This is a genomic window from Photobacterium satsumensis, from assembly GCF_050336935.1.
In the GTDB taxonomy this organism is placed as follows: Bacteria; Pseudomonadota; Gammaproteobacteria; order Enterobacterales; family Vibrionaceae; genus Photobacterium; species Photobacterium satsumensis.
Genome location: NZ_JAKJSK010000007.1, coordinates 759,915 through 780,093, shown reverse-complemented (window position 1 = coordinate 780,093; position 20,179 = coordinate 759,915). Strand labels below are relative to the sequence as shown.

Sequence of the window (20,179 nt, the reverse complement as noted above, 5' to 3'; positions counted from 1 at the left end):
CTCATAATGTACATAACTATTTCTCATCGCTAACTGATGGCCATAGGTTAACAGTACAAAAAAACACCATTTACCATTTTCCGCCACTCCTGCAAACCTTCGCCTTGACGTAACTTGGGTATATTCTTCCAGTGGCTTGGGTATATACTCAAAGCATTATCAGTTGCGGAGGCATATCATGAAATACACCGCTGGAGATTTGAATTACAAAGGCGAAGAGTCTGGTGTCCACAATTGGATCACCGAGCAAGGTAAGAGCTTTTATTGGCATCCAGATTGGCTTCACATTGCAGAAGACCAAACAGGTCTGCATGCCAAGCAACAACTGGAAGTCGCTGAAAATGAAAAAGGCACCAAAGATCATGCCGTAATGGCGATCTTGAAGCACCTTAATGACTGGATGGTCGATGAAATAGACAAACACCCTGAAGTAAAAAATCAGCCCAAGCTATAGCACTCAATACGGCAAGATTCCATATAGGCACTGGTAATACTCCAGTGCCTAGAAGGTATTACACCAAATTCAGTTCCAGCACTGAGTTGATTGAATCGCCATTCCATTTATAGGTGAAATGGCGGCTTTGACAAACCTTACTCACCGACACAGGCTTGTATAATACATAACAGTCATGGCCCTGATGGCGAACGGACTGGTAAACAATGCCATCCCCTTTTGCCATTTTGACATCAGCCGCCAGTGCTTGTGAGTGAGTATAATTGGTCGGGTGATACAGCGTAGAATCGAGTAGATGCTGCTCGCGTAAATCGACCAACTCGGCATTGAACCAGGCATCAATACACCGCATCTGGATATCTTGTGCAGGTTCATTGGTATAGCCCATTACCCGCTCAATATGATGTACAGTCTCTTTGATTGCGGTATTCACTTCAGGCGAAGCATAATAGCCACCGAAATCTGAAGGGTTGAACCTCGCCCCATCAGGGTTCACGTGGGTAAACGCTGCCATTACATAACTGCAGTGAGGGATGCCGACTAACCTTTCTTCAGGTGGAATACGACCAAAGTCACCGGTTTCCTCAGCCAATCTCGGGTTTGTGATCGCCTCAATGGCGAAGATCGCTTCAAGTTGGTCTGGCTCCGCCACATCTTCATATAAGTTGATTGGCGGATATTTGGAAGGGATCAATCGATAACAAAGCTGTTCAGAAAAAGACGCAATGCTCAGGCTCTCTAGTTTTACGTCCATTTATGATTGCCCGCCGCGCCATGCATTGAGTCGAGTCGCGACTTGATATAAATCAACCACTTTGCCCTCACACATAATATCCATCGCCGAGCGGCCAGCGAAAAAAGGATGGCTGTTTGGCTTTTGTACCCAGTTATAAACACTCTCATCTGCAGTGAACATAATACGCAGGCACTTATGGATATTCAGAATGTAACTCATTCTTTCCAAAAGATCTTTCGAGACCTTGGCCGACTCAGGATGAGAGCGGTACTTGTTAAGCGTCGAGCGGCTACTCAAGCCAAGCAGCGCCATTTGCTGGCTCTGGCTGCATGACCATTTATCAAGGATATTGAAGATCACAGGCAATACGGTATTTCCTGCCTGGGCCTGTTGTTGAGATTGATTGGCTTGGGCTGCATTCATCTTGCTACTCCACCTGTACATATATAGACAAAGTTAGCACGTTAGGTTGAAAATAACCATAAATGGTCGCGGGAAATATGCGGCAAAAAAATACCCAGCCAATGCTGGGTATCTGGTGAAATACTGAATTAGGCTTTTACCATTAAAAGCTTACTTCTGAGTACTCTTTGCCGTGTTTTCAGCAATCTTCACGATCACTTTAACGGCTTGCTCCATGCCTTCAATCGAAATGAATTCATGGATACCATGAAAATTGTAGCCGCCAGTGAAGATATTCGGGCACGGTAGACCCATGAATGACAAACGAGCACCATCAGTACCACCACGGATTGGTTTGATATCAGGTTTTACATCACATTCAATCATCGCTTGTTTCGCTATCTCGATAATGTGTGGATGAGGCTCAACCATTTCACGCATATTGTTGTAGCAGTCAGTTAATACCAGCTCAACACGCCCTTTCTTCAATTGGCTATTAAGTTCATCCACTTTAGCCTGCATAAAGGCCTTACGGCGCTCCAAACCTTCACGGTCAAAGTCTCTGATAATGTAACCAAGTTCGGTACGTGCAACCGCAGGCTCCATGGATTTTAGATGATAGAACCCTTCATAACCTTCAGTGCATTCTGGGGTTTCGTCTGCAGGCATCATCAACTGGAACTGTGCCGCGATGTTCATGGCATTAACCATCTTGTTCTTGGCTGTACCTGGGTGAACGTTCACACCGTGACAGATAACATCCGCAGAAGTCGCATTGAAGTTCTCATATTCCAATTCACCAACTGGGCCACCATCAATCGTGTATGCCCATTTAGCACCAAAGTTCTCAACATCAAACAGGTTTGCGCCTCGGCCAATTTCTTCATCCGGCGTAAAGCCAATACAAATTTCACCATGCTTGATTTCAGGGTTGGCTTTTAGGTATGCGACAGCAGTAATGATTTCGGCAATACCTGCTTTGTTGTCGGCACCCAGCAAAGTTGTACCATCGGTGGTGATCAGGTTGTGACCATGAAGCTTGTTAAGATCTGGGTAGTGAATTGGCGATAGCACTTCATCGCCAATACCTAGTGCAATATCGCCACCTTGATAATTTTCAACGATCTGTGGCTTTACATCTTTACCGGAAGCGTCAGGTGCCGTATCCATATGGGCAATAAAACCAATGGCTGGTACTTCATGGCTGACATTGGCAGGCAGGCGAGCAGTCAGATAGCCATTGTCATCCAAAGTGACGTCTGAGAGACCAAGTTCAACCAGTTCATCTTTCAGTTGCTGAGCTAATACACGCTGCCCCTCAGTACTTGGGCAGTGGGCATTGGCAGGGTTAGATTGAGTTTCAAAGCTCACGTATCGTAGAAAACGCTCAATTAAGTTATCCATGTCCCACTCATTTCATTTAATTAGATTAATACACCGAGCAAGTATCCCGATAGGAGCAGTTAAATGAATTGCGATGAATCAGTTTTTTGTGCATTAAATGGAGATTGGTTGCTGAGCTGACCAATTTTTTTAACGAGAATCACATCAAACACAGCATTTTTGATTAACAACTCAATAATTGACATGCTTGTGCGCTGCAAAAATCTGCTTTATTGGTTAACTTTGTGTTGCCATATTTCACACCCAAGTTACTTAGGTATATGTATGTTTCGTTTAGGCCTGATAGTTACCTCGGCGTAGCCGAAGATAAAGTGTGTGAAAATGTAAAAGGTTGATCGTCCACTATAGAACTCATATCTTATTTAGCTGCCATTCAGTATGTGTGACATTGGTAGAAAATTTTTTCTTAAATAGTGCATAAGATGAATTCAAACCAAGGAGGTCTTATGCTTACTAATCTATTTTTACCGCATGAACCCATTGAAAAAACTGTGGATGTTCAAATCCCCGTCATTAATGACAATATTCCCGCCAAATTAAAGTTGAGGTATAAAAAAGGCCAATTAAAAGCAAATTTACACTTTTGTAATAAAGACGGAAATGAAAAGCTCGATCTGTTTTATCCTCGAATTGCTTCAGAGTTCAAGCGCCAGGCGCAACTTAACTTTTCTCAATGTTGTCACTCTCGTTACTTACCCAACTCTCTTTTAACTTCTCAAGTGTCGAAATGGTGCAATGACAACGCCAAGCTATATATCTCTTATGAAACCCCTAACGGTCTTAAAGTGACCGAGCATCAGAAAGGAGGTATCAGAATCAAAGCCACTAATCGTGATTTAATGCCAAACTGAGACAGTATAACAACCAGCATTTAACAAGCTGCTTTGCTATCAAACGATAAAGCCCGGTATAAAACCGGGCTTTATCAAAATCTGCATCATAAGCTTATATTACTCGCCCCCATACTCTGCATATGCAAAATAACATCCTCGGGCTGTATGGAGGGATCATTGAAGAAGCGGAATAGTTCGTTGGTTGCCGCTTTTTCAATGACAGGGCTAACAGCCATAGAATCAATCATACTCGGCACGAGGTTGCCCTGCTTTTCAGCCAACTGAAAGTCCTGATATGCATCGATAGTACATGAATTAAAACCAGACAAAGCAATATTACGATACGGCGGGACGGACCCTTTCTGCTTGTTAAATGCCGATATAAGTCGAGGGTCTGCCAGTGATTTCGCTATTTTATTTGCCAACTCAGCATCTAGATGTGGACTTTTGAACAGTACGAGACTGTCCATATTGTAGATAAAGCCTGGCTCATGTGCAGGCGTTGGATAACAACCTATCTTGTCAGGAAATACGCCATCAAATGCCATCAGATCTCCTGCCACCCAATCTCCAGTAATTTGAAAAGCTCGACTACCATCAAGCAGTTGCTGGGTTGCTGAATCCCAAGTTTGCTTAGTCAGATAGGGCAAAACAATTGCACTAATCTGCCGAAACAGTTGCAGAGCCTCCAAGGTCGTCTGGCTAGCAAGTGCTTCAGGATCAAGGTCAATATAGGCTTTTTTGTAGTATTTTGCCCCGCCCAAACCAAAGGCAATATTTTCGAATAGCTGAACAATCTGCCATGGCTCATTACCTATAGCTAATGGTGCAATACCACGCTGTTGGAGTTCGGCAAAGACCTCAATCATCTGCTGCCAAGTTTCTGGAACAGCAAGCTGGTATCGCTGCAATACTTCATAGTTTACCCACATCCAATTTAGACGATGAAGGGTTACAGGAACCGCCACATATTCGCCGTCGTGGCGATGGATCTTCTTGGCCACCTTGAACAGGTTCTTATCCCAGTCGTGCTGCTCGGCTGTATCATTAATGTTATGCAAAAAGCCAAGTGCCGCCCAAGACTTTATCGAGGGCCCTTCCAATTGCGCAACATCCGGTGGATTCCCCGCAATAGCACGTGCCTGGAGTATCGATTTGGCAATCTTCCCTCCACCGCCTTCAACCGGTACGCTGACGAGGTTAAAACCGGCTTTTACTAACTCTTCTTTTATGACCTCAACAGAATTGACTTCACCTTCGGAAGTCCACCAATGGAGAAACTGCACATCCTGAGCGGCGTGGGCTGAAAAGATAGCCGTGATGAACCCAACAATTAAAAGCTTTTTCATACGTCTCTCGATAAAAATAATTCCGCAACCAACCCCTGCTCTGGATGGTTATTCAGTATCAGGTCCCCACCATGAGAGCGCGCTATACTTCTAGAGATCGTCAACCCAAGACCGGAGCCATCAATATCCTGCTTACCGCTCCTAAAATAAGGTTCAAAAACCTTTTCAAGCAGCTTATTCTCAATTCCGGGGCCGTAGTCTCTTATGGTTATCACAAGGTAAGACTCTGAATTTAAGATAGAGACATCAACTTTGCCGCCATACAAAACGGCATTGTCAATTAAGTTATAGACACAACGCTTTATCGCCACAGGCTTGCCGGTATAGTCAGCGTCAGTATTATGGGCAAAAGACACGGTAGGTTTGTTTCGGTTGTAATATGCAGCGCATTGGATGAGTAGCATATTGATATCGACTCTCTCTGGCTCTTCATGAATATCGGTTTCGCGGATACACTGCAAAGCCCCCTTAAGAAGGAGATCGAATTCATTTAATAACTTTTCAAAACGCAGCCTTGTTTGCTCATCATCTAACATTTCTGTCCGAAGTTTGAGGCATGCCAGCGGTGTTTTCAAATCATGGGATATTGTACTAAACAACATTTCGCGATCACGAATATAGGAACGCACTCTCCTGTTCATTTTGTTGAATGCATGAACCGTTGCTTGCATCTCGGTACTGCCTTCCTCTTTAATTTCCTTAACAACGAGTTGAGAGCCCATCAGAGTTGCCGCTTTTGCTAATGATTTAATGGGACGCAGTTCTTTCTGTACGATCCACGCTGTGCATAGCATCAAAAGAACAGAGGTAATACCTAGGAATAATAACTGGCGTTGCTCTATGTACGATGTCGATAAGCTAGAAAATGTCATTGGCAAGACGGATGCTATGTAAAACCACTCCTGCTCGGACATTTTTATCTGCATAACCAAAATCGGAAGGTTTAGCTCACCAAGAACAAGGCTGTACTTTGTCCAAATCTCCGGCAGTTCGTTCAATCGAATACCTGAATTAAAAACCCGAATATCGGCTCTTTTGGTTATCGCAACACGAATATCTTCCACGTCAGTCAGCTCAAGTAACATTTCTTGCTCGAGTTGTTCTACCAACCACGGTGTGTAACGATAACTGGAAAGCGTATGATTAGGAATGAACTTGTCATTTATAGATATGAAGAATCGAGTCCCCCCCGACTCTCTCAATTGGTTAAGTATTAAATGGCGATAATTGACCGGAAGTGACTGAAAATAACTGTAAGTATCTAACGCCCCTTCGGCGATACTCAGTGCTGTCTGCTTTATGTTTTCTTTCTTATCATCTTCATTGGCCTGATACCAAATAAGTCCAGCAATTAGCTCAGCCAGGATAATAACAACCAGTAACGTCGCTCCAACTCGAAAGGTGATTGACTTAAAAAAAGCATCAATTTTAGTCATTAGTATTTACGATTCAAAGAAAGTATCAACAGCAAACATATAGCCTTTGTTTCTGACCGTTATGATTATTGAACGGTCATGATCGTTCAGATGTTTTCGAAGCCGACTCATCTGTACATCAATCCCTCTTTCCATTGGTTCGACTTCCCGCCCCCACACCCATTGTGCAATTTCGTCTCTACTGAAAATTTTATTGGGGTTCTGAACGAACAAGCTCAACAAGGAGAAGTCAGCACCAGAAAGCTGAATAGTTTCGCCATCAGCATGCACCAGACGCCTTTTTACCGTATCAAAGGTCCAACTTAAAAAGCCAACCCTTTTGCTAAACAGGGTGCTGCTATTGAATTCGCTGCGACGTAATAAGGCTTTTATTCTTGCCAGCAGTTCTCTCGGGCTAAATGTTTTTGTTATATAATCATCAGCGCCAACTTCTAAGCCTGTAATGCGGTCCACTTCTTCACATACTGCGGTCAACATAATAATTGGGACATGTGATTTTAATCGTATTTTACTGCAAAGTGTAAAACCATCTTCACCAGGAAGCATTATGTCTAACACAATAAGATGGGGTTCCTGAATGGCCATTTGTTGCCACATTTCTTCGCCATCAGAAGCGGTAACAACATTAAACCCAGAACGGGTTAAATATTCGCTGAGCGCATCTCTAATTTCTTCACTATCATCGACGACGAGTATGTTTTTCTTTTCCATAAGATACCTTATAAAACATTAGCGCAATAGTTATATGTTTAATCAACAAACAGGGCAAGGCATTTATTGATTAATTAGATCTACGTATTGTTTTATCGGTTTGTAAGAGTTCTCTTACAAACAAACAACCATAAATTACTTATTAGTGGAAATATATTGCTAGAGTTGTCAGCAAAACAATACGAAATAGATTATTTGAATGTAGTGTTAGGAAAAAGAAACTTGATTCAACCTTTTGATATCAATTTAGATATGACATATGGAGATAGGAATGAACTCAATCAAAACAGCTGCTGCTGTACTTACACTCGCTATTGCCCCAAGTATTGTCAGCGCACAATCTTATTCAACTATACCAGAGCAGAATATTTATTTTCTGAGTCCACACCCTGATGACATACTGCTTACATTCGGCGGTCTCATCAGTAAACTGGCCAATGAAGGAAGTATTGAGCACAAGACAAATGTGACAGAAGTATTTTTCAGCCTATCTAATTATTCGACGAATCATCTAGATATTTTAACCAATAAGCGCGTACTTGATATCACGAAAATGCGCTTTAACGAAGACTTTAGCGCCCACACTGAAATGTTTGGTAGCTGGGATAATTTCCGTTATAAAACCGCTGGCTTCTACGATGCACCTTTGCGCCTATATGAGGGTTCACCGACGGCTGGTGGAGGGCCGGCTGGATCGTTTGCCGATTTCAGACAAGCAGAAATTGACGTATACAACAGAATAGCCGCTGATATTACACCAATTCTGAAACAACAAGATTGTGCTGCATTTGTTCTTCTTGCCAACGGCTCACATATTGATCACTTCATTGTTCGTGAAGCCGTTATGAAAGCAGCCCATGATTTAGGTAATGACGCCCAGTGTCAGATTTATTTTGGAGAGGACCAGCCGTATACAGGCGCAAATCCTGATAAAGCTGAAGATGAGTTAAACTCGATCAAGGCAAGGTTGCCGCATGATGCAATATCTAAAATATCTTATTGGTATGACAAAGACTATAAGTTGGATTTATTCAAAAAGTACTATTTAAGCCAATATGACCTAGGTTATATCCCACCTCTAGAGAGTGCTGAATTTGAAAATATCTATAAATGGGATAAGTCAACGTATGGCGATTTACAAAAACATCAACTGTGTAGTTTGGAATACTGCACTCTTAAGTAAGCAACTCACTAAAGAGTGACTTTGCCCAACTCTCTGGCAATACAGCAAAACCCGAGTTGAGATTAACTCGGGTTTCAATCATTTAAAATTAGTCTCGCGGAACCCAAGGTGTTACCTTAACCATGGGCTGGTTAAAGTGAAGAGCTTCCCCTTCAGTCAATGATGACAGTTCAATGATCTGTGTTTCACCACTACCGAAGTGAACGACAACCCCCTCAACATCAGGCATAAACCAACCAGAGAACATACCGCCAAGAGCAGACAGTAATTGATTCATCTGTGGTACCAATTCAGCAACGTCTGTTTGCTTGATAGCCGTGCCGTAATCTTTCTTGGCAATGACCTGCATAGACACATCACACGTAATGCCATCATCAATCACGAAAGTCACATCGGGATTAGCCTGACGCAAGTTGCTATCAACCGGAACACTCAGTTCATTGTTTTCCGGAATCACTAGCTCTTCAAAGTGCTTGTCTTTTCGCATTGAACCTTTATGGATATTGCAGACACTGCCGTCTTGCTGGTTCAGTAAAAACAGGGCGATTTTTACATCATCATGCCCCTCTTTAACGTTTTGCTTGAGCTTGCTATAAAGTGTGCTGTAACGCATTTCTATGTTCTGTGCTGCTGCATCCTGAGCATAGAGCGAACTGCTGGCAAATAAGCCGGCTAATAGCCAATAGGTCAACTTCATCCTTTATCCTTGGCGCCAATATTGATTGTTGTGCCTGATCATTGCTTGTATTTCATCAACATAAGCCTGACCACGTTCTGAGTAACGGCTTAGTCCTTCTGCTAATTTGGTACCTTCAATGATGTTACCAGCCATACGTTGAGCAGAGCGGATATCACGTAAGTCTTGATAAGCCCGGTTAGTATTCACATTCATGAAGTAGGCTTGCACCGATAAATAAGGTGATGCAAAAACCGCCACTTCATGGCTTGCGTCATCATTTCGTGCATTGGGGACCAAACCGCAACCCTTACGATAACACCATTGGCCAAAATAGTTGTTTCCTTCCACAGCAAAGCGTGATGTTCCCCACCCTGATTCATTAGCCGCTTGGCTCAGAACTAGGGATTCTGGGATCACATCAACACGATTCAGCATTGCCGCTAGCCACTCTGATGTCACGCCAGTATCACTCAGCGGTACCTTGTAAGCGTCAGATAGCTTCTCAGCATAGGTTTTTTGATCGGCTGAGAGTGATTTTCCGGCATCAACTAGAGGTGTAATTGATTCTAGGAACTGGCGCTCTTTTTCAACTCGTTGGTTTTCATGTTCAACGGCTGGGCGCAGAAATTCAAAGAAAGCCGTTTTCTTCTGGCCAACATCCGTTATTTTAGAGAAGTCTGGCTTGGTGCTTTGAGGTGAGGCCGGGAAGGCCTCATCGTTAGCGCTTTGGGAAGGCATTTCACCACATGCTGTCAATCCACTGACTAGCGCAAGAATGGCAACTTTACGGGTAGTTATATTTTTTATCACGCGTCAAAAACCTTTGAGTCCCCCTGCTGATCTTGGTCGTTATCATTCTGGCCTTTTTGAACAGTCGAAACGTGTAGAGAAACACCAAAAAGGTTACGGTAGATAATGGCTTTCACATTGAAGAAGAATGGAATTGTCCAAATTAAGCCAATACCAGCAGTGGCAAATGAAATAATAAACATCGTTAGGATGACAATGAAAATCGCTGTCATCGGCAGTAGTTTACGTAAAGTTGCCACAAGTGAAAACTGTATTGCTTTTAATGGCGATAAACGTTTTTCACAAACCAGCATAATCGCAAGGCTAAATCCCATGGAAAGTAGCATTCCCAGAATAGGGAATATCGCGTTGGCAATACCCTGCAGGGAAGCACTCAGCAAGACAGTAATGACAGAAGCAATAGCAAAAGGAAAACCTTTCACCAAATAACTTGGCTTACTCGGTAGACCAACCGCATGATTGAGTGCCATCAAGCTTACGCCAGCCAATAAAGGCGCACTTAATACATCAGACCAAAAGTTAGCCATGTATCCCGCTTCAATCACAGAGGCTGCCATTTCGCCGCCAGTAATCACTGCATCAAAAAACACCATTGCACTGCCCAGTTGTACTTGTAGGCCAACTAAAAGCAGCGCAACCTGCGCCAGAAACAAACCAATAACCGCTGGCAAGAAAGTCAGAAAATTCTTGGCTGTGATTTTCCAGGCTTCTTGAAGCACGGAAAGTGATTGAAGTTCACTCTCACCTTTCAATGCTCTTTCGATTGAACCGCCAACTTGGATTGTTTTGTTATTCATTTGTATTTCACTAACTATTACACACTTGGCCCGTGATTGTACGCTAGTTAAGCACGATAGAGAAACATTGAGACAAAAAGCAGTTTTTCTATTCAGGTTCAGATTTTGCTGGCGAATTAGCCAGCCGGCCTCAATACACTATGATTAATAGGTTATGCCTACGGCAAGTAACAGTTTTGGCTTTGATTTTAAAGGTAATTATATCAAAGCGTGGGCCTTACATCTTGGTTGTCAGAAAACAGTGATATACGAGTATGAAAATAGTCTAAAAAATTGGAAAAAAACGCTTTGAATTACGCGTTTAGGGGACTATTATGCGCCCCCTAAATTCAACCTAATAGTTGGGGGGATTACCTATGAAACCCCTAGGTGGAGATCTCGTAGAATTGAACGCTGCAGAAACAACTAAAGCACCGGTGATTCAGCTTAAAGGGCTGAGTAAGAGCTTCGATGGCAAGCAAATCATCACTGGTCTCGATTTGAATGTGAACGATGGTGAATTCCTTACCATTCTCGGCCCTTCTGGCTGTGGTAAAACAACAGTACTCCGACTTATCGCCGGCTTTGAAAATGCCGATGCGGGGCAAGTTGTTATTGCTGGTAAAGACGTAACCGGTATTCCAGCCGAACAACGAAATGTAAATACTGTCTTTCAAAGTTATGCGCTTTTCCCGCACATGACGGTATTTGAAAATGTTGCCTTTGGCCTGCGCATGCAGAAAGTGGCTGAACGTGAGATTGAACCGCGCGTTATGGACGCGCTGCGTATGGTGCAATTAGAACAATTTGCCCCACGTAAGCCTCACCAACTTTCTGGTGGTCAGCAGCAGCGTGTTGCTATCGCACGTGCTGTTGTAAATAAGCCAAAAGTATTGTTGTTGGATGAATCTCTGTCGGCGCTGGACTATAAACTTCGCAAACAGATGCAGATCGAGCTAAAGCAGCTGCAGCGTAAACTGGGTATTACTTTTATTTTCGTTACGCACGATCAAGAAGAAGCCCTATCAATGTCAGATCGTATCATTGTTATGCGCTCTGGTAACGTTGAGCAAGACGGCTCTCCTCGTGAAATTTACGAAGAGCCAGAAAACCTATTTGTTGCGCGTTTCATTGGCGAAATCAACGTGTTTGATGCCGTTGTCAAAGAACGCCTAGACGAAACCCGTGTATTGGCAAATGTTGAAGGCCGCCCTTCAATGATCCATTGCAAGCTACCGGTTAGCGCGGGTGACAAGGTTAAGGTATTGCTACGACCTGAAGATATTCGCCTTGAAGAAATCAACAATGGTGACGAAGCACAAGGCATCATTGGCTATATTCGTGAGCGTACCTACAAGGGTATGACGCTTGACTCAGTCGTTGAACTGGAGACGGGCACGTCTGTCATGGTAAGTGAATTCTTCAACGAAGATGATCCTGATGTTGACCACTCTTTGGATCAAAAAGTTGCTGTTACTTGGGTAGAAAGCTGGGAAGTGGTGCTGGCAGATGAACAAGAAGCTTAATCTTCAAAACATCATCATAACCATCATTGTTAGTTGGCTATTGCTATTTGTCTTTATACCCAACTTGATGATCATCGGAACCAGTTTCCTGACCCGAGATGATGCAAACCTGATTGAAATGACCTTTACGTTGGACAACTATATCCGGTTGTTTGACCCGCTGTATGCAAAGGTCATGATGCATTCGTTTTACATGGCGCTGGTGGCCACCCTGCTCTGCTTGGTGATTGGCTATCCATTTGCTTATGCGATTGCAAAGATGCCTGAAAAGTGGCGTCCATTCATGCTGTTTTTGGTGATTGTACCGTTCTGGACCAATTCACTGATCCGTACTTACGGCCTTAAGATCATGCTGGGTACTCGCGGTATTCTTAATAATGCCCTGCTTTATCTCGATATTATCGATAAGCCTATTCGGATCATGTACACCGAATACGCGGTAATGATTGGCCTAGTATATATTCTGCTGCCGTTTATGGTGCTACCGCTGTACTCGGCCATTGAGAAGCTGGACCACAACTACATTGAAGCTGCGCGTGATTTGGGTGCGAACAAGTTCCAAACGTTCGTGAAAGTGATTTTTCCGCTGACAATGCCTGGCATTATCGCTGGCTGTCTACTGGTTCTGTTGCCTGCCCTTGGCATGTTCTATGTGTCTGACCTACTTGGCGGCGCGAAGAACCTGCTTATTGGTAACGTGATTAAGAGCCAGGTCTTGAACGCCCGTGATTGGCCATTTGGTGCGGCAACCAGCATCGCATTGACCATCGCAATGGCAGTCATGCTGTACGCTTACTACCGCGCAGGCAAGCTGCTAAACCGTAAAGTGGAGCTTGAATAATGGGACGCGTATTTAAATACAGTTTTATGACTGTGGTGTATGCCTTCCTATATACACCGATCATTATCCTTATTGTGAACTCATTTAATGCCAGCAAATTTGGCATGAAATGGGGTGGATTCACGACCAAGTGGTATCACCAGTTGGTAAACAACGACAGCTTGATGCAGGCAGCATGGCACTCGCTGAACATTGCCGTGTTCTCAGCAACCGCTGCAGCGATTATTGGTAGTTTGACGGCCGTTGCCCTCTTCCGCTACCAATTCCGCGGTAAGCATTTTGTCAACGGTATGCTGTTTGTCGTGATGATGTCACCAGACATTGTTATGGCAATCTCGCTTCTTGCGTTGTTTATTTTGGTTGGCGCAGAGATGGGTTTCCTAACTTTGCTGCTTTCTCATATCACATTCTGTCTACCCTTCGTGGTCGTAACGGTATACAGCCGCTTAAAAGGCTTTGATGTGAAAATGCTGGAAGCTGCCCGTGATTTAGGTGCTAGCGAATGGGTAATTCTAAAGCAAATTATCCTACCGCTTGCCAAACCTGCGGTAGCCGCAGGCTGGTTGTTGAGCTTTACCCTGTCTTTGGATGACGTAATTGTCAGTTCATTCGTGACAGGCCCAAGTTATGAAATTCTGCCTTTGAAGATTTACTCCATGGTAAAAGTGGGTATTTCACCAGAAGTGAATGCATTGGCTACAATTATGCTGATTGTATCTTTGATTCTGGTTGTCGCCTCTCAGCTACTGGCGCGAGAGAAAATCAAATAAGGCTTGTAACACCGCTTTAAATTTGGCTTTAGCCAAAGAACGAGCAAGTGGCCTTCGGGCCACTTGTTTTGTATTAACACCCTAAAAGGGTTTTGGAGATGATAATCTAATGAAAAAATGGTCCGCTTTTCTAGCCGGTACTGCATGCGCTGCTGCGATGTTTACTAACGTTGCCAATGCCGCAGACAAGGAATTAGTCTTTATGAACTGGGGTCCGTACATTTCTACGGAGCTTCGTGAGCAGTTCACTAAAGAAACTGGTATTAAAGTGATTTATTCGACTTACGAGTCGAACGAGACTATGTACGCTAAGTTAAAAGCCCACCCTCAAGGTTACGACCTGGTTGTGCCGTCAACTTACTTCGTTGCAAAAATGCGCGATGAAGGCATGTTACAGAAAATCGATAAATCAAAGCTAACCAACTTCAAAGAGCTTGATAAGAATTATCTGGATAAGCCTTTTGACCCAAACAACGACTACTCGATCCCACATGTTATCGCAATGACAGGCTTGGCAGTTAACACTGACATGTATGATCCTGCTGATTTCGATAGCTGGGCGGACCTTTGGAATCCTGAGCTTGAAGGCCAACTCATGCTTATGGATGACACGCGCGAAGTGTTCCACATTGCTCTTCGTAAATTAGGTTATTCTGGTAACACCACCGATCCAAAACAGATCGATGAAGCCCACGAAGAACTGAAAAAATTGATGCCAAACGTATTGGTGTTTAACTCAGACAACCCTGCCGCTCCATATCTAGCAGGTGAAGTTGGCTTGGGTATGCTTTGGAATGGCTCTGCTGCTGCCGCTCAGAAAGAAGGCTTGCCGATTGAGCTTATTTGGCCAAAAGAAGGCGGTATCTTCTGGGTTGATAGCCTAGCAATTGCCAAAAATGCGAAGAACGTTGAAGCTGCACACAAGATGATTGATTTCTTGTTGCGCCCAGATGTAGCAGCAAAAATCTCAGAAGAGACAGGTTACCTAACCGCAGTTGAAGCCTCAAACGCTAAATACAAAGACAACCCTACTCTGTTCCCACCACAAGAAGATCTTGATCGTGGTGAGTGGCAGGATTCCGTTGGCGATATGAATATCCGCTACGAGAATTACTTCCTCGAGCTAAAAGCTGGTCAGTAATCTCTATAAATTAGCTTAAGGCAGCCAAATGGCTGCCTTTTTTATATCGAAAACAGACAAACTTGACTATTAATAGTTCAGACAGTTATTAGAGCCTGATATTCCATATCGTAGCCATTCAATTCCCTGTTATAATATGCTTTTAAAAGCGCTGTATTCTCAGTACTTTTTTAATGAACCTTACTACCCGAAGTATAAGGGTAAATATTCGACGTTTGGCTCTTGGGCTGGACATAACGACACTTTGCAGGAGAAGCGGTTAGTACTTCACCGAGATGATTTTCATCCATAATTAGTACATTCGCTAGAGAACACTCTCAAAATCCCATTTAGTTTGGAGCATATAACAATGAAAAAATGGTCTTCTTTAATGGCCGGTGGTGTTTGCGCTATGGCAATGTTTTCGAACATGGCAACAGCCGCAGACAAAGAGCTTTATTTCTACAACTGGTCTGAATACATCCCATCAGAAGTTCTGGAACAGTTCACGAAAGAGACTGGCATTAAAGTGATTTATTCGACCTATGAGTCGAATGAAACCATGTACGCAAAGCTGAAAACCCACGGTGACGGCTATGATCTAGTGGTTCCTTCAACCTACTATGTATCAAAAATGCGTGAAGAAAATATGCTACAAAAAATCGACAAGTCAAAGCTAAGCCACTTTGACGAGATCGACCCTAACTTCCTGCATAAGCCATTTGACCCTGAAAATGACTACTCTATCCCATACATTTGGGGTGCGACCGGTATCGGTGTGAATACTGATATGATGGACAAAGAAGAAGTCAGCAGCTGGGCTGACCTATGGGACCCTAAATGGGAAGGCCAACTAATGATGATGGATGATGCCCGTGAGTTCTTCCACATCGCCCTGCGTAAACTTGGCTACTCTGCGAACACCAAAAATCCTGAAGAGATCAAAGCCGCGTACGAAGAGCTTAAGAAACTAATGCCAAACGTATTGGTATTCAACTCTGATTACCCTGCTAACCCTTACATGGCTGGCGAAACCTCGCTAGGTATGCTGTGGAACGGCTCTGCTTATATGGCTCGCCAAGAAGGCGCACCTATCGACATCGTATGGCCAAAAGAAGGCGCAATTTTCTGGATGGATAGCATTTCTATCCCAGCCAATGCGAAGAACACCGATGCCGCTCACAAGATGATCGATTTCCTACTTCGCCCAGAGAACGCAGCGAAGATTGCACTAGAGATTGGTTACCCAACACCTGTGGCAACGGCGAAAAGCAAGCTTCCAGCTGAGTTTGTAAACGACCCAAGCATCTACCCGCCTCAAGAAGTGATGGATGCCGGTGAATGGCAAGACAGTGTAAACGGTGCAAACACTCTTTACGAAGAGTACTACCAGAAGCTAAAAGCGGGTCAGTAATCTCACCCGACTCTTTATCTTTCATGAAAAACTCGGGCCGAAGCCCGAGTTTTTTTATCTCTTGAAAAGATGATTAAGAAGCATCCAACAAGCGATTGAACGCAGTATTCAGCCACTTTACTGCCGGACCGACTGCTCGTCCCTTTGGAGCGACGCATTCAACCGGTGCCTGCCACTCCTTGTGATCGAAGGTCACAGGCAGTATTTTCATTTTACCCAATTCTACCCTTTGCTTTGCTTCATGGCTCGGCAGATACGTCCAACCTAGGCCTTTTTCAACATATTGAATCAGCACATGGAGGTCATTCGTCCACCAATGGCTTGAAGATATTGGTGGCATATAAGCCATCGATTTACCACTTTCCCCTCTCACCATCAACTGCCGATGAGGGATCAGATCAGCGGGCGCTATACTGTCTAGCTGGGTTAATGGGTGATCAGGACAGGCAACCGGTACAAATTGAACACTACCAATGTAGCGAACATCCAGTTCTTTAAAATACGTCATATCAGACAGCATAACGCCCATATCCCCTTTTCCGTTTAGCAAAAGGCTTGGGATGTCAGTGCTACTGGCCAACATGGTACTCAAGATCGTTGATGGAAAGCGTTGTCCAAACTCACCGGCAACTTCACACAGCTTATCGAGCAGCAAATTGTCATCGATAAGCACGGTCACTTCCGCTTCCTGTAAATCACTTAATGCTTTGGCTGCACTTTGCAATTCAAAGTTCTGCTGCAATGTCGCTTCAGCAAATCGCAACAAATGCTGCCCTTGCTCAGTGAGGGTTGGTTTGCGGGTTGAACGATCAAACAACTCAACATTTAAGTCAATTTCAAGATTTGAAATGCCCTGACTCACTGCCGACTGAACTTTACCCAAGTGTTTGGCACAGGCCGAAAATGAACCTAGCTTTGCTGCGGTAACAAACATCTGAAGGTGATCAAGATTGTACATACTATCAGTAAAAGTGATGATAACTAACTAGATTGAATCATAAATAGAGATATAGTGCACGCACAAAACAACTTCCATTAGCTCGGATATATAATGATGACAATTAAAGAACGTATTTTGCACACAGTGCTGTTTGAAGTGTTTGCACTTGTAATTTTGATGGGAGCTGCGACCCTGTTTACCAGGCATAACCCTGCCGTTGTCGGGGGACTCAGTATTGTGATGTCACTCATCGCGATGGCATGGAACTACATCTATAACGTGTTATTCGACAAGTTCGTAGGTGAAGACCGTTTAAGCAGAACGGTTAAAACACGTATTTTGCACGGCTTAGGATTTGAAGGTGGACTTATTTTCGTCACTATCCCAGTATTGATGTGGGTATTACAGTTGGATTTCTGGACTGTGCTTGTTCTTGATATAGGTATCGTGCTCTTCTTTTTGGCTTACGCGATTATCTATAACTGGGCATACGATCACGCCAAAGCGAAGTTTTTTACTAAACCGACAGCGATGCCCGTCAGCACATCATAAAAGCGCCCCTGTAACAGGCTCTAACAAACAACCTTATTAGAATAACGCCCGCTGATTGCGGGCGTTTTTGATAGAAACGCTTTCATTTAAAGTCAGCTAACCAAGAATCTCATCGACAAAATTAGGAACGAGCATCGAAGCTGGGCCATAGCGCTTCTCGGCAAATTCGCTTTCAACCTCACTCGGCTCCAAGTTGAGTTCAATAGTATGAGCACCATGCATGGCAGCTTCGTGAACAAAGCCAGCGGCAGGATACACTGCTCCTGATGTACCTATCGAAATGAACAGATCGGCTTCTAGCAATGCATCATGAATTCTATCCATACCAATCGGCATTTCACCAAACCAAACCACATTAGGTCGCATTGGAGCTGGCATTTGACAGCAGTGGCAATGATCTTCAAGGGAAATATCCCCTTTCCAGTCGATCGATTGACCTGTTTCACTGCATTGGGCTTTCAATAACTCCCCGTGCATATGAATAACATTCTTGCTGCCCGCAGCTTCATGCAAATTATCGATATTCTGCGTCACTATCGTGACCTTACCTTCGAGTTCTTGCTCAAGCCTTGCCAGGGCACGGTGTGCTTCATTGGGAAAAACGGTGCCGCTCTCTAGCTGCTGACGGCGTAAATTATAAAAGTTCTGCACCAATGCAGGATCACGGAAATACCCTTCAGGTGTTGCCACATCCTCTATGCGATGGTTCTCCCACAGTCCGTCTTGGTCACGGAACGTTCGAATGCCTGATTCGGCAGAAATTCCCGCGCCGGTTAGTACAACAATATTTCGATAAGGGAAAAGCATAGCCGTGTCCTTCCTTCAGTTCGCTTATAAGCTTTATACCATTGTTTTCATGTGGTTATAAGTGAAACGTCTACGACATTAGTCTAATTATAGACAACAAATAAAAAGTTATAGTGCATTAGGTTGTAAAAGGAATAGTATCAAGTTCTCATGGCTTCGTTTGAAACGTTATTTGGCCTCCAATGTTTATTTACAACCTCTGCCAAGTATCAGCTGCCATTATATCACTGACACTTACTCTTAAGTCATTAATTAACTTATATATTATCTACAGCACGGTATTCATAACAGAAAATGCAGGCATAAAAAAACCGGTAGGATTAACTACCGGTTTTAGCATTTCCAAGGCGGTTACTATGTATTATCCTGTGCAGCGTTGCCTTTCTTATCCGCTTCGACCTTATCGTCATATCCAGGCTGATTTTCTGGCAAGTCTTTGACTTCTTCATACCAGAGATCGTGATGCTCTTTCGCCCAAGTCTCATCGACTTCACCAGTGATCATGCCATCAAGGCCCGCTTCCATCCCAAACAAACCGATATAGATATGGAAGATAAAGCCACAGATCAATACGAGTGCCGATAGCATATGGACAAGGTGCGACAACTCCATATCACGACGGGTTTGGTCAAAAATTGGGAAATCGAGAACAAAGCCACTCATGACAATGAAAGCACCAAAGAAGATCAACATCCAAAAGATGACTTTCTCACCAGCATTCGAGAACCCAGCCGATGGATGGCTGCCTTTGTGCTTGCCAATCATGCCGCCCATTTTCATGAACCACTGTATATCAACTTTGTTGAAAATACTCTTGCGCCACCACTTCACGAGTACAGCAATCAAGAATATTGCAAACAACGGACCAATGTAGTTGTGATATTGCTTAGCCGCGTAAACCACCCAACCCCACAACTCTGTTGGCACAATTGGCTTGATAAAGTGCTTACCATAAACCAACGTCAGGCCACTGAATGCCAACGTCAAGAAGGTGAAAGCCAAACTCCAATGCAGCGCCCTATCAAGACGGCTCCAGCGTTTAATTTTACGCCCCGTCTTCGGTTTACTCAGTTTAAGCGGACCGACGACGACATACGCCAGCGCTACCATTACCAAGCTACCAAAAATAGCCAGGGCACCCAGTGGTGACATCCACTTTTCTTTCATGATGAACCAGGTTTGCCCTGGAACACTGATCAGCACCCCATGCTCAGGCGACCGTGACGTGGTGTAGCCTTCTTGGCCATCCTTAACCGCTCGCCAATAGTCAGCTCCGGCAAAACCAATGACTTCATGCCTTACAACAGACTCGCCCAAGCGCTCAGATTCAGAGTTAGCACCGGATTCATTGCTTGCGGCCGCTGATAATGAAAACATCAATACCAAGGCAGTTGTCAGCAAGAAAAACCAGTGTTGAATTCGCTTAGTCATATTAC

At 43.9% G+C, this 20,179-nt stretch carries 21 protein-coding genes; 9 read left to right on the top strand and 12 right to left on the bottom strand.

What is annotated here, in order from left to right:
- Positions 1 to 175: 175 nt before the first annotated feature.
- Positions 176 to 454 (top strand): hypothetical protein, encoded by a 279-nt coding sequence (locus L4D79_RS15060; RefSeq protein WP_428652609.1) that lies wholly within the window; start codon positions 176 to 178, stop codon positions 452 to 454.
- A 58-nt stretch (positions 455 to 512) separates the two neighbouring features.
- Here L4D79_RS15060 and L4D79_RS15055 read toward each other — a convergent pair whose 3' ends face one another.
- The 3 genes from L4D79_RS15055 to pepT all read right to left on the bottom strand — a co-directional run bounded on the left by L4D79_RS15055 (position 513) and on the right by pepT (position 2,996).
- A complete protein-coding gene (locus L4D79_RS15055) occupies positions 513 to 1,208 on the bottom strand; it encodes an RES family NAD+ phosphorylase (protein WP_428652372.1) in 696 nt (231 codons plus the stop codon).
- On the bottom strand, positions 1,209 to 1,613 hold the full coding sequence (locus L4D79_RS15050) for an MbcA/ParS/Xre antitoxin family protein (RefSeq protein ID WP_428652371.1): 405 nt from the start codon (positions 1,611 to 1,613) through the stop codon (positions 1,209 to 1,211).
- 150 nt (positions 1,614 to 1,763) lie between these two features.
- Positions 1,764 to 2,996: a peptidase T gene (pepT, locus tag L4D79_RS15045; RefSeq protein WP_428652370.1), complete on the bottom strand. Its 1,233-nt coding sequence runs from the start codon at positions 2,994 to 2,996 to the stop codon at positions 1,764 to 1,766.
- A gap of 446 nt (positions 2,997 to 3,442) precedes the next feature.
- Here pepT and L4D79_RS15040 point away from each other — a divergent pair, with 446 nt between their 5' ends.
- Positions 3,443 to 3,847, top strand: a complete 405-nt coding sequence (locus L4D79_RS15040; protein WP_428652369.1) for a hypothetical protein — start codon at positions 3,443 to 3,445, stop codon at positions 3,845 to 3,847.
- A gap of 86 nt (positions 3,848 to 3,933) precedes the next feature.
- On the opposite strand, the gene L4D79_RS15035 is transcribed toward L4D79_RS15040, so the two are convergent.
- From L4D79_RS15035 to L4D79_RS15025, 3 genes are read right to left on the bottom strand one after another with little or no spacing between them, the layout of a single operon-like run.
- On the bottom strand, positions 3,934 to 5,178 hold the full coding sequence (locus tag L4D79_RS15035) for an ABC transporter substrate-binding protein (protein ID WP_428652368.1): 1,245 nt from the start codon (positions 5,176 to 5,178) through the stop codon (positions 3,934 to 3,936).
- The gene (locus tag L4D79_RS15030) at positions 5,175 to 6,614 is read right to left on the bottom strand and encodes an ATP-binding protein (protein WP_428652367.1); all 1,440 of its coding nucleotides are present in this window, start codon (positions 6,612 to 6,614) and stop codon (positions 5,175 to 5,177) included. The genes L4D79_RS15035 and L4D79_RS15030 overlap by 4 nt, the downstream gene beginning before the upstream one ends.
- Before the next feature lie 6 nt (positions 6,615 to 6,620).
- The gene (locus tag L4D79_RS15025; RefSeq protein ID WP_428652366.1) at positions 6,621 to 7,325 is read right to left on the bottom strand and encodes a response regulator transcription factor; all 705 of its coding nucleotides are present in this window, start codon (positions 7,323 to 7,325) and stop codon (positions 6,621 to 6,623) included.
- Between the two features lie 271 nt (positions 7,326 to 7,596).
- Between L4D79_RS15025 and L4D79_RS15020 the strand changes: the two genes are divergently transcribed.
- Positions 7,597 to 8,508: a PIG-L family deacetylase gene (locus L4D79_RS15020; protein WP_428652365.1), complete on the top strand. Its 912-nt coding sequence runs from the start codon at positions 7,597 to 7,599 to the stop codon at positions 8,506 to 8,508.
- Between the two features lie 88 nt (positions 8,509 to 8,596).
- Here the strand turns inward: L4D79_RS15020 and L4D79_RS15015 are convergent, their stop codons facing one another.
- The 3 genes from L4D79_RS15015 to L4D79_RS15005 all read right to left on the bottom strand — a co-directional run bounded on the left by L4D79_RS15015 (position 8,597) and on the right by L4D79_RS15005 (position 10,794).
- On the bottom strand, positions 8,597 to 9,205 hold the full coding sequence (locus L4D79_RS15015) for a DUF2987 domain-containing protein (RefSeq protein WP_428652364.1): 609 nt from the start codon (positions 9,203 to 9,205) through the stop codon (positions 8,597 to 8,599).
- A 3-nt stretch (positions 9,206 to 9,208) separates the two neighbouring features.
- On the bottom strand, positions 9,209 to 9,925 hold the full coding sequence (locus L4D79_RS15010; protein WP_428652608.1) for a glucosaminidase domain-containing protein: 717 nt from the start codon (positions 9,923 to 9,925) through the stop codon (positions 9,209 to 9,211).
- Positions 9,926 to 9,993: 68 nt separating this feature from the next.
- Complete coding sequence (locus tag L4D79_RS15005; protein ID WP_428652363.1) at positions 9,994 to 10,794, bottom strand: hypothetical protein; 801 nt, start codon at positions 10,792 to 10,794, stop codon at positions 9,994 to 9,996.
- Between the two features lie 386 nt (positions 10,795 to 11,180).
- On the opposite strand from L4D79_RS15005, the gene potA reads away from it, so the two are divergent.
- The 5 genes from potA (at position 11,181) to L4D79_RS14980 (ending at position 16,444) form a co-directional block, all read left to right on the top strand.
- Entirely contained in the window at positions 11,181 to 12,299 is a 1,119-nt protein-coding gene (potA, locus tag L4D79_RS15000; RefSeq protein ID WP_428652607.1) for a spermidine/putrescine ABC transporter ATP-binding protein PotA, read from the top strand.
- A complete protein-coding gene (potB, locus tag L4D79_RS14995; protein ID WP_428652362.1) occupies positions 12,283 to 13,140 on the top strand; it encodes a spermidine/putrescine ABC transporter permease PotB in 858 nt (285 codons plus the stop codon). The genes potA and potB overlap by 17 nt, the downstream gene beginning before the upstream one ends.
- On the top strand, positions 13,140 to 13,910 hold the full coding sequence (gene potC, locus L4D79_RS14990; RefSeq protein WP_428652361.1) for a spermidine/putrescine ABC transporter permease PotC: 771 nt from the start codon (positions 13,140 to 13,142) through the stop codon (positions 13,908 to 13,910). Before potB ends, potC begins: the two co-directional genes overlap by 1 nt.
- Before the next feature lie 109 nt (positions 13,911 to 14,019).
- Positions 14,020 to 15,051 carry an extracellular solute-binding protein gene (locus tag L4D79_RS14985; protein ID WP_428652360.1) on the top strand — a complete coding sequence of 344 codons (1,032 nt, stop codon included), beginning with the start codon at positions 14,020 to 14,022 and terminating at the stop codon, positions 15,049 to 15,051.
- A 349-nt stretch (positions 15,052 to 15,400) separates the two neighbouring features.
- A complete protein-coding gene (locus L4D79_RS14980) occupies positions 15,401 to 16,444 on the top strand; it encodes an extracellular solute-binding protein (protein WP_428652359.1) in 1,044 nt (347 codons plus the stop codon).
- Positions 16,445 to 16,517: 73 nt separating this feature from the next.
- On the opposite strand, the gene L4D79_RS14975 is transcribed toward L4D79_RS14980, so the two are convergent.
- Complete coding sequence (locus L4D79_RS14975; RefSeq protein ID WP_428652358.1) at positions 16,518 to 17,402, bottom strand: LysR family transcriptional regulator; 885 nt, start codon at positions 17,400 to 17,402, stop codon at positions 16,518 to 16,520.
- Between the two features lie 96 nt (positions 17,403 to 17,498).
- Here L4D79_RS14975 and L4D79_RS14970 point away from each other — a divergent pair, with 96 nt between their 5' ends.
- Positions 17,499 to 17,936 carry a PACE efflux transporter gene (locus L4D79_RS14970; protein ID WP_428652606.1) on the top strand — a complete coding sequence of 146 codons (438 nt, stop codon included), beginning with the start codon at positions 17,499 to 17,501 and terminating at the stop codon, positions 17,934 to 17,936.
- Between the two features lie 96 nt (positions 17,937 to 18,032).
- On the opposite strand, the gene cobB is transcribed toward L4D79_RS14970, so the two are convergent.
- Positions 18,033 to 18,743 (bottom strand): Sir2 family NAD+-dependent deacetylase, encoded by a 711-nt coding sequence (gene cobB / locus L4D79_RS14965; RefSeq protein WP_428652357.1) that lies wholly within the window; start codon positions 18,741 to 18,743, stop codon positions 18,033 to 18,035.
- 354 nt (positions 18,744 to 19,097) lie between these two features.
- Positions 19,098 to 20,174 carry a formate dehydrogenase subunit gamma gene (locus tag L4D79_RS14960; protein ID WP_428652356.1) on the bottom strand — a complete coding sequence of 359 codons (1,077 nt, stop codon included), beginning with the start codon at positions 20,172 to 20,174 and terminating at the stop codon, positions 19,098 to 19,100.
- Between the last annotated feature and the right edge of the window lie 5 nt (positions 20,175 to 20,179).

Bases quoted from the DNA above. Each gene is read 5' to 3' on its own strand.
- L4D79_RS15055 (WP_428652372.1), bottom strand. From the start codon at position 1,208: ATGGACGTAAAACTAGAGAGCCTGAGCATTGCGTCTTTTTCTGAACAG.
- L4D79_RS15050 (WP_428652371.1), bottom strand. From the start codon at position 1,613: ATGAATGCAGCCCAAGCCAATCAATCTCAACAACAGGCCCAGGCAGGA.
- pepT (WP_428652370.1), bottom strand. From the start codon at position 2,996: ATGGATAACTTAATTGAGCGTTTTCTACGATACGTGAGCTTTGAAACT.
- L4D79_RS15040 (WP_428652369.1), top strand. From the start codon at position 3,443: ATGCTTACTAATCTATTTTTACCGCATGAACCCATTGAAAAAACTGTG.
- L4D79_RS15035 (WP_428652368.1), bottom strand. From the start codon at position 5,178: ATGAAAAAGCTTTTAATTGTTGGGTTCATCACGGCTATCTTTTCAGCC.
- L4D79_RS15030 (WP_428652367.1), bottom strand. From the start codon at position 6,614: ATGACTAAAATTGATGCTTTTTTTAAGTCAATCACCTTTCGAGTTGGA.
- L4D79_RS15025 (WP_428652366.1), bottom strand. From the start codon at position 7,325: ATGGAAAAGAAAAACATACTCGTCGTCGATGATAGTGAAGAAATTAGA.
- L4D79_RS15020 (WP_428652365.1), top strand. From the start codon at position 7,597: ATGAACTCAATCAAAACAGCTGCTGCTGTACTTACACTCGCTATTGCC.
- L4D79_RS15015 (WP_428652364.1), bottom strand. From the start codon at position 9,205: ATGAAGTTGACCTATTGGCTATTAGCCGGCTTATTTGCCAGCAGTTCG.
- L4D79_RS15010 (WP_428652608.1), bottom strand. From the start codon at position 9,925: ATGCCTTCCCAAAGCGCTAACGATGAGGCCTTCCCGGCCTCACCTCAA.
- L4D79_RS15005 (WP_428652363.1), bottom strand. From the start codon at position 10,794: ATGAATAACAAAACAATCCAAGTTGGCGGTTCAATCGAAAGAGCATTG.
- potB (WP_428652362.1), top strand. From the start codon at position 12,283: ATGAACAAGAAGCTTAATCTTCAAAACATCATCATAACCATCATTGTT.
- potC (WP_428652361.1), top strand. From the start codon at position 13,140: ATGGGACGCGTATTTAAATACAGTTTTATGACTGTGGTGTATGCCTTC.
- L4D79_RS14985 (WP_428652360.1), top strand. From the start codon at position 14,020: ATGAAAAAATGGTCCGCTTTTCTAGCCGGTACTGCATGCGCTGCTGCG.
- L4D79_RS14980 (WP_428652359.1), top strand. From the start codon at position 15,401: ATGAAAAAATGGTCTTCTTTAATGGCCGGTGGTGTTTGCGCTATGGCA.
- L4D79_RS14975 (WP_428652358.1), bottom strand. From the start codon at position 17,402: ATGTACAATCTTGATCACCTTCAGATGTTTGTTACCGCAGCAAAGCTA.
- L4D79_RS14970 (WP_428652606.1), top strand. From the start codon at position 17,499: ATGACAATTAAAGAACGTATTTTGCACACAGTGCTGTTTGAAGTGTTT.
- cobB (WP_428652357.1), bottom strand. From the start codon at position 18,743: ATGCTTTTCCCTTATCGAAATATTGTTGTACTAACCGGCGCGGGAATT.
- L4D79_RS14960 (WP_428652356.1), bottom strand. From the start codon at position 20,174: ATGACTAAGCGAATTCAACACTGGTTTTTCTTGCTGACAACTGCCTTG.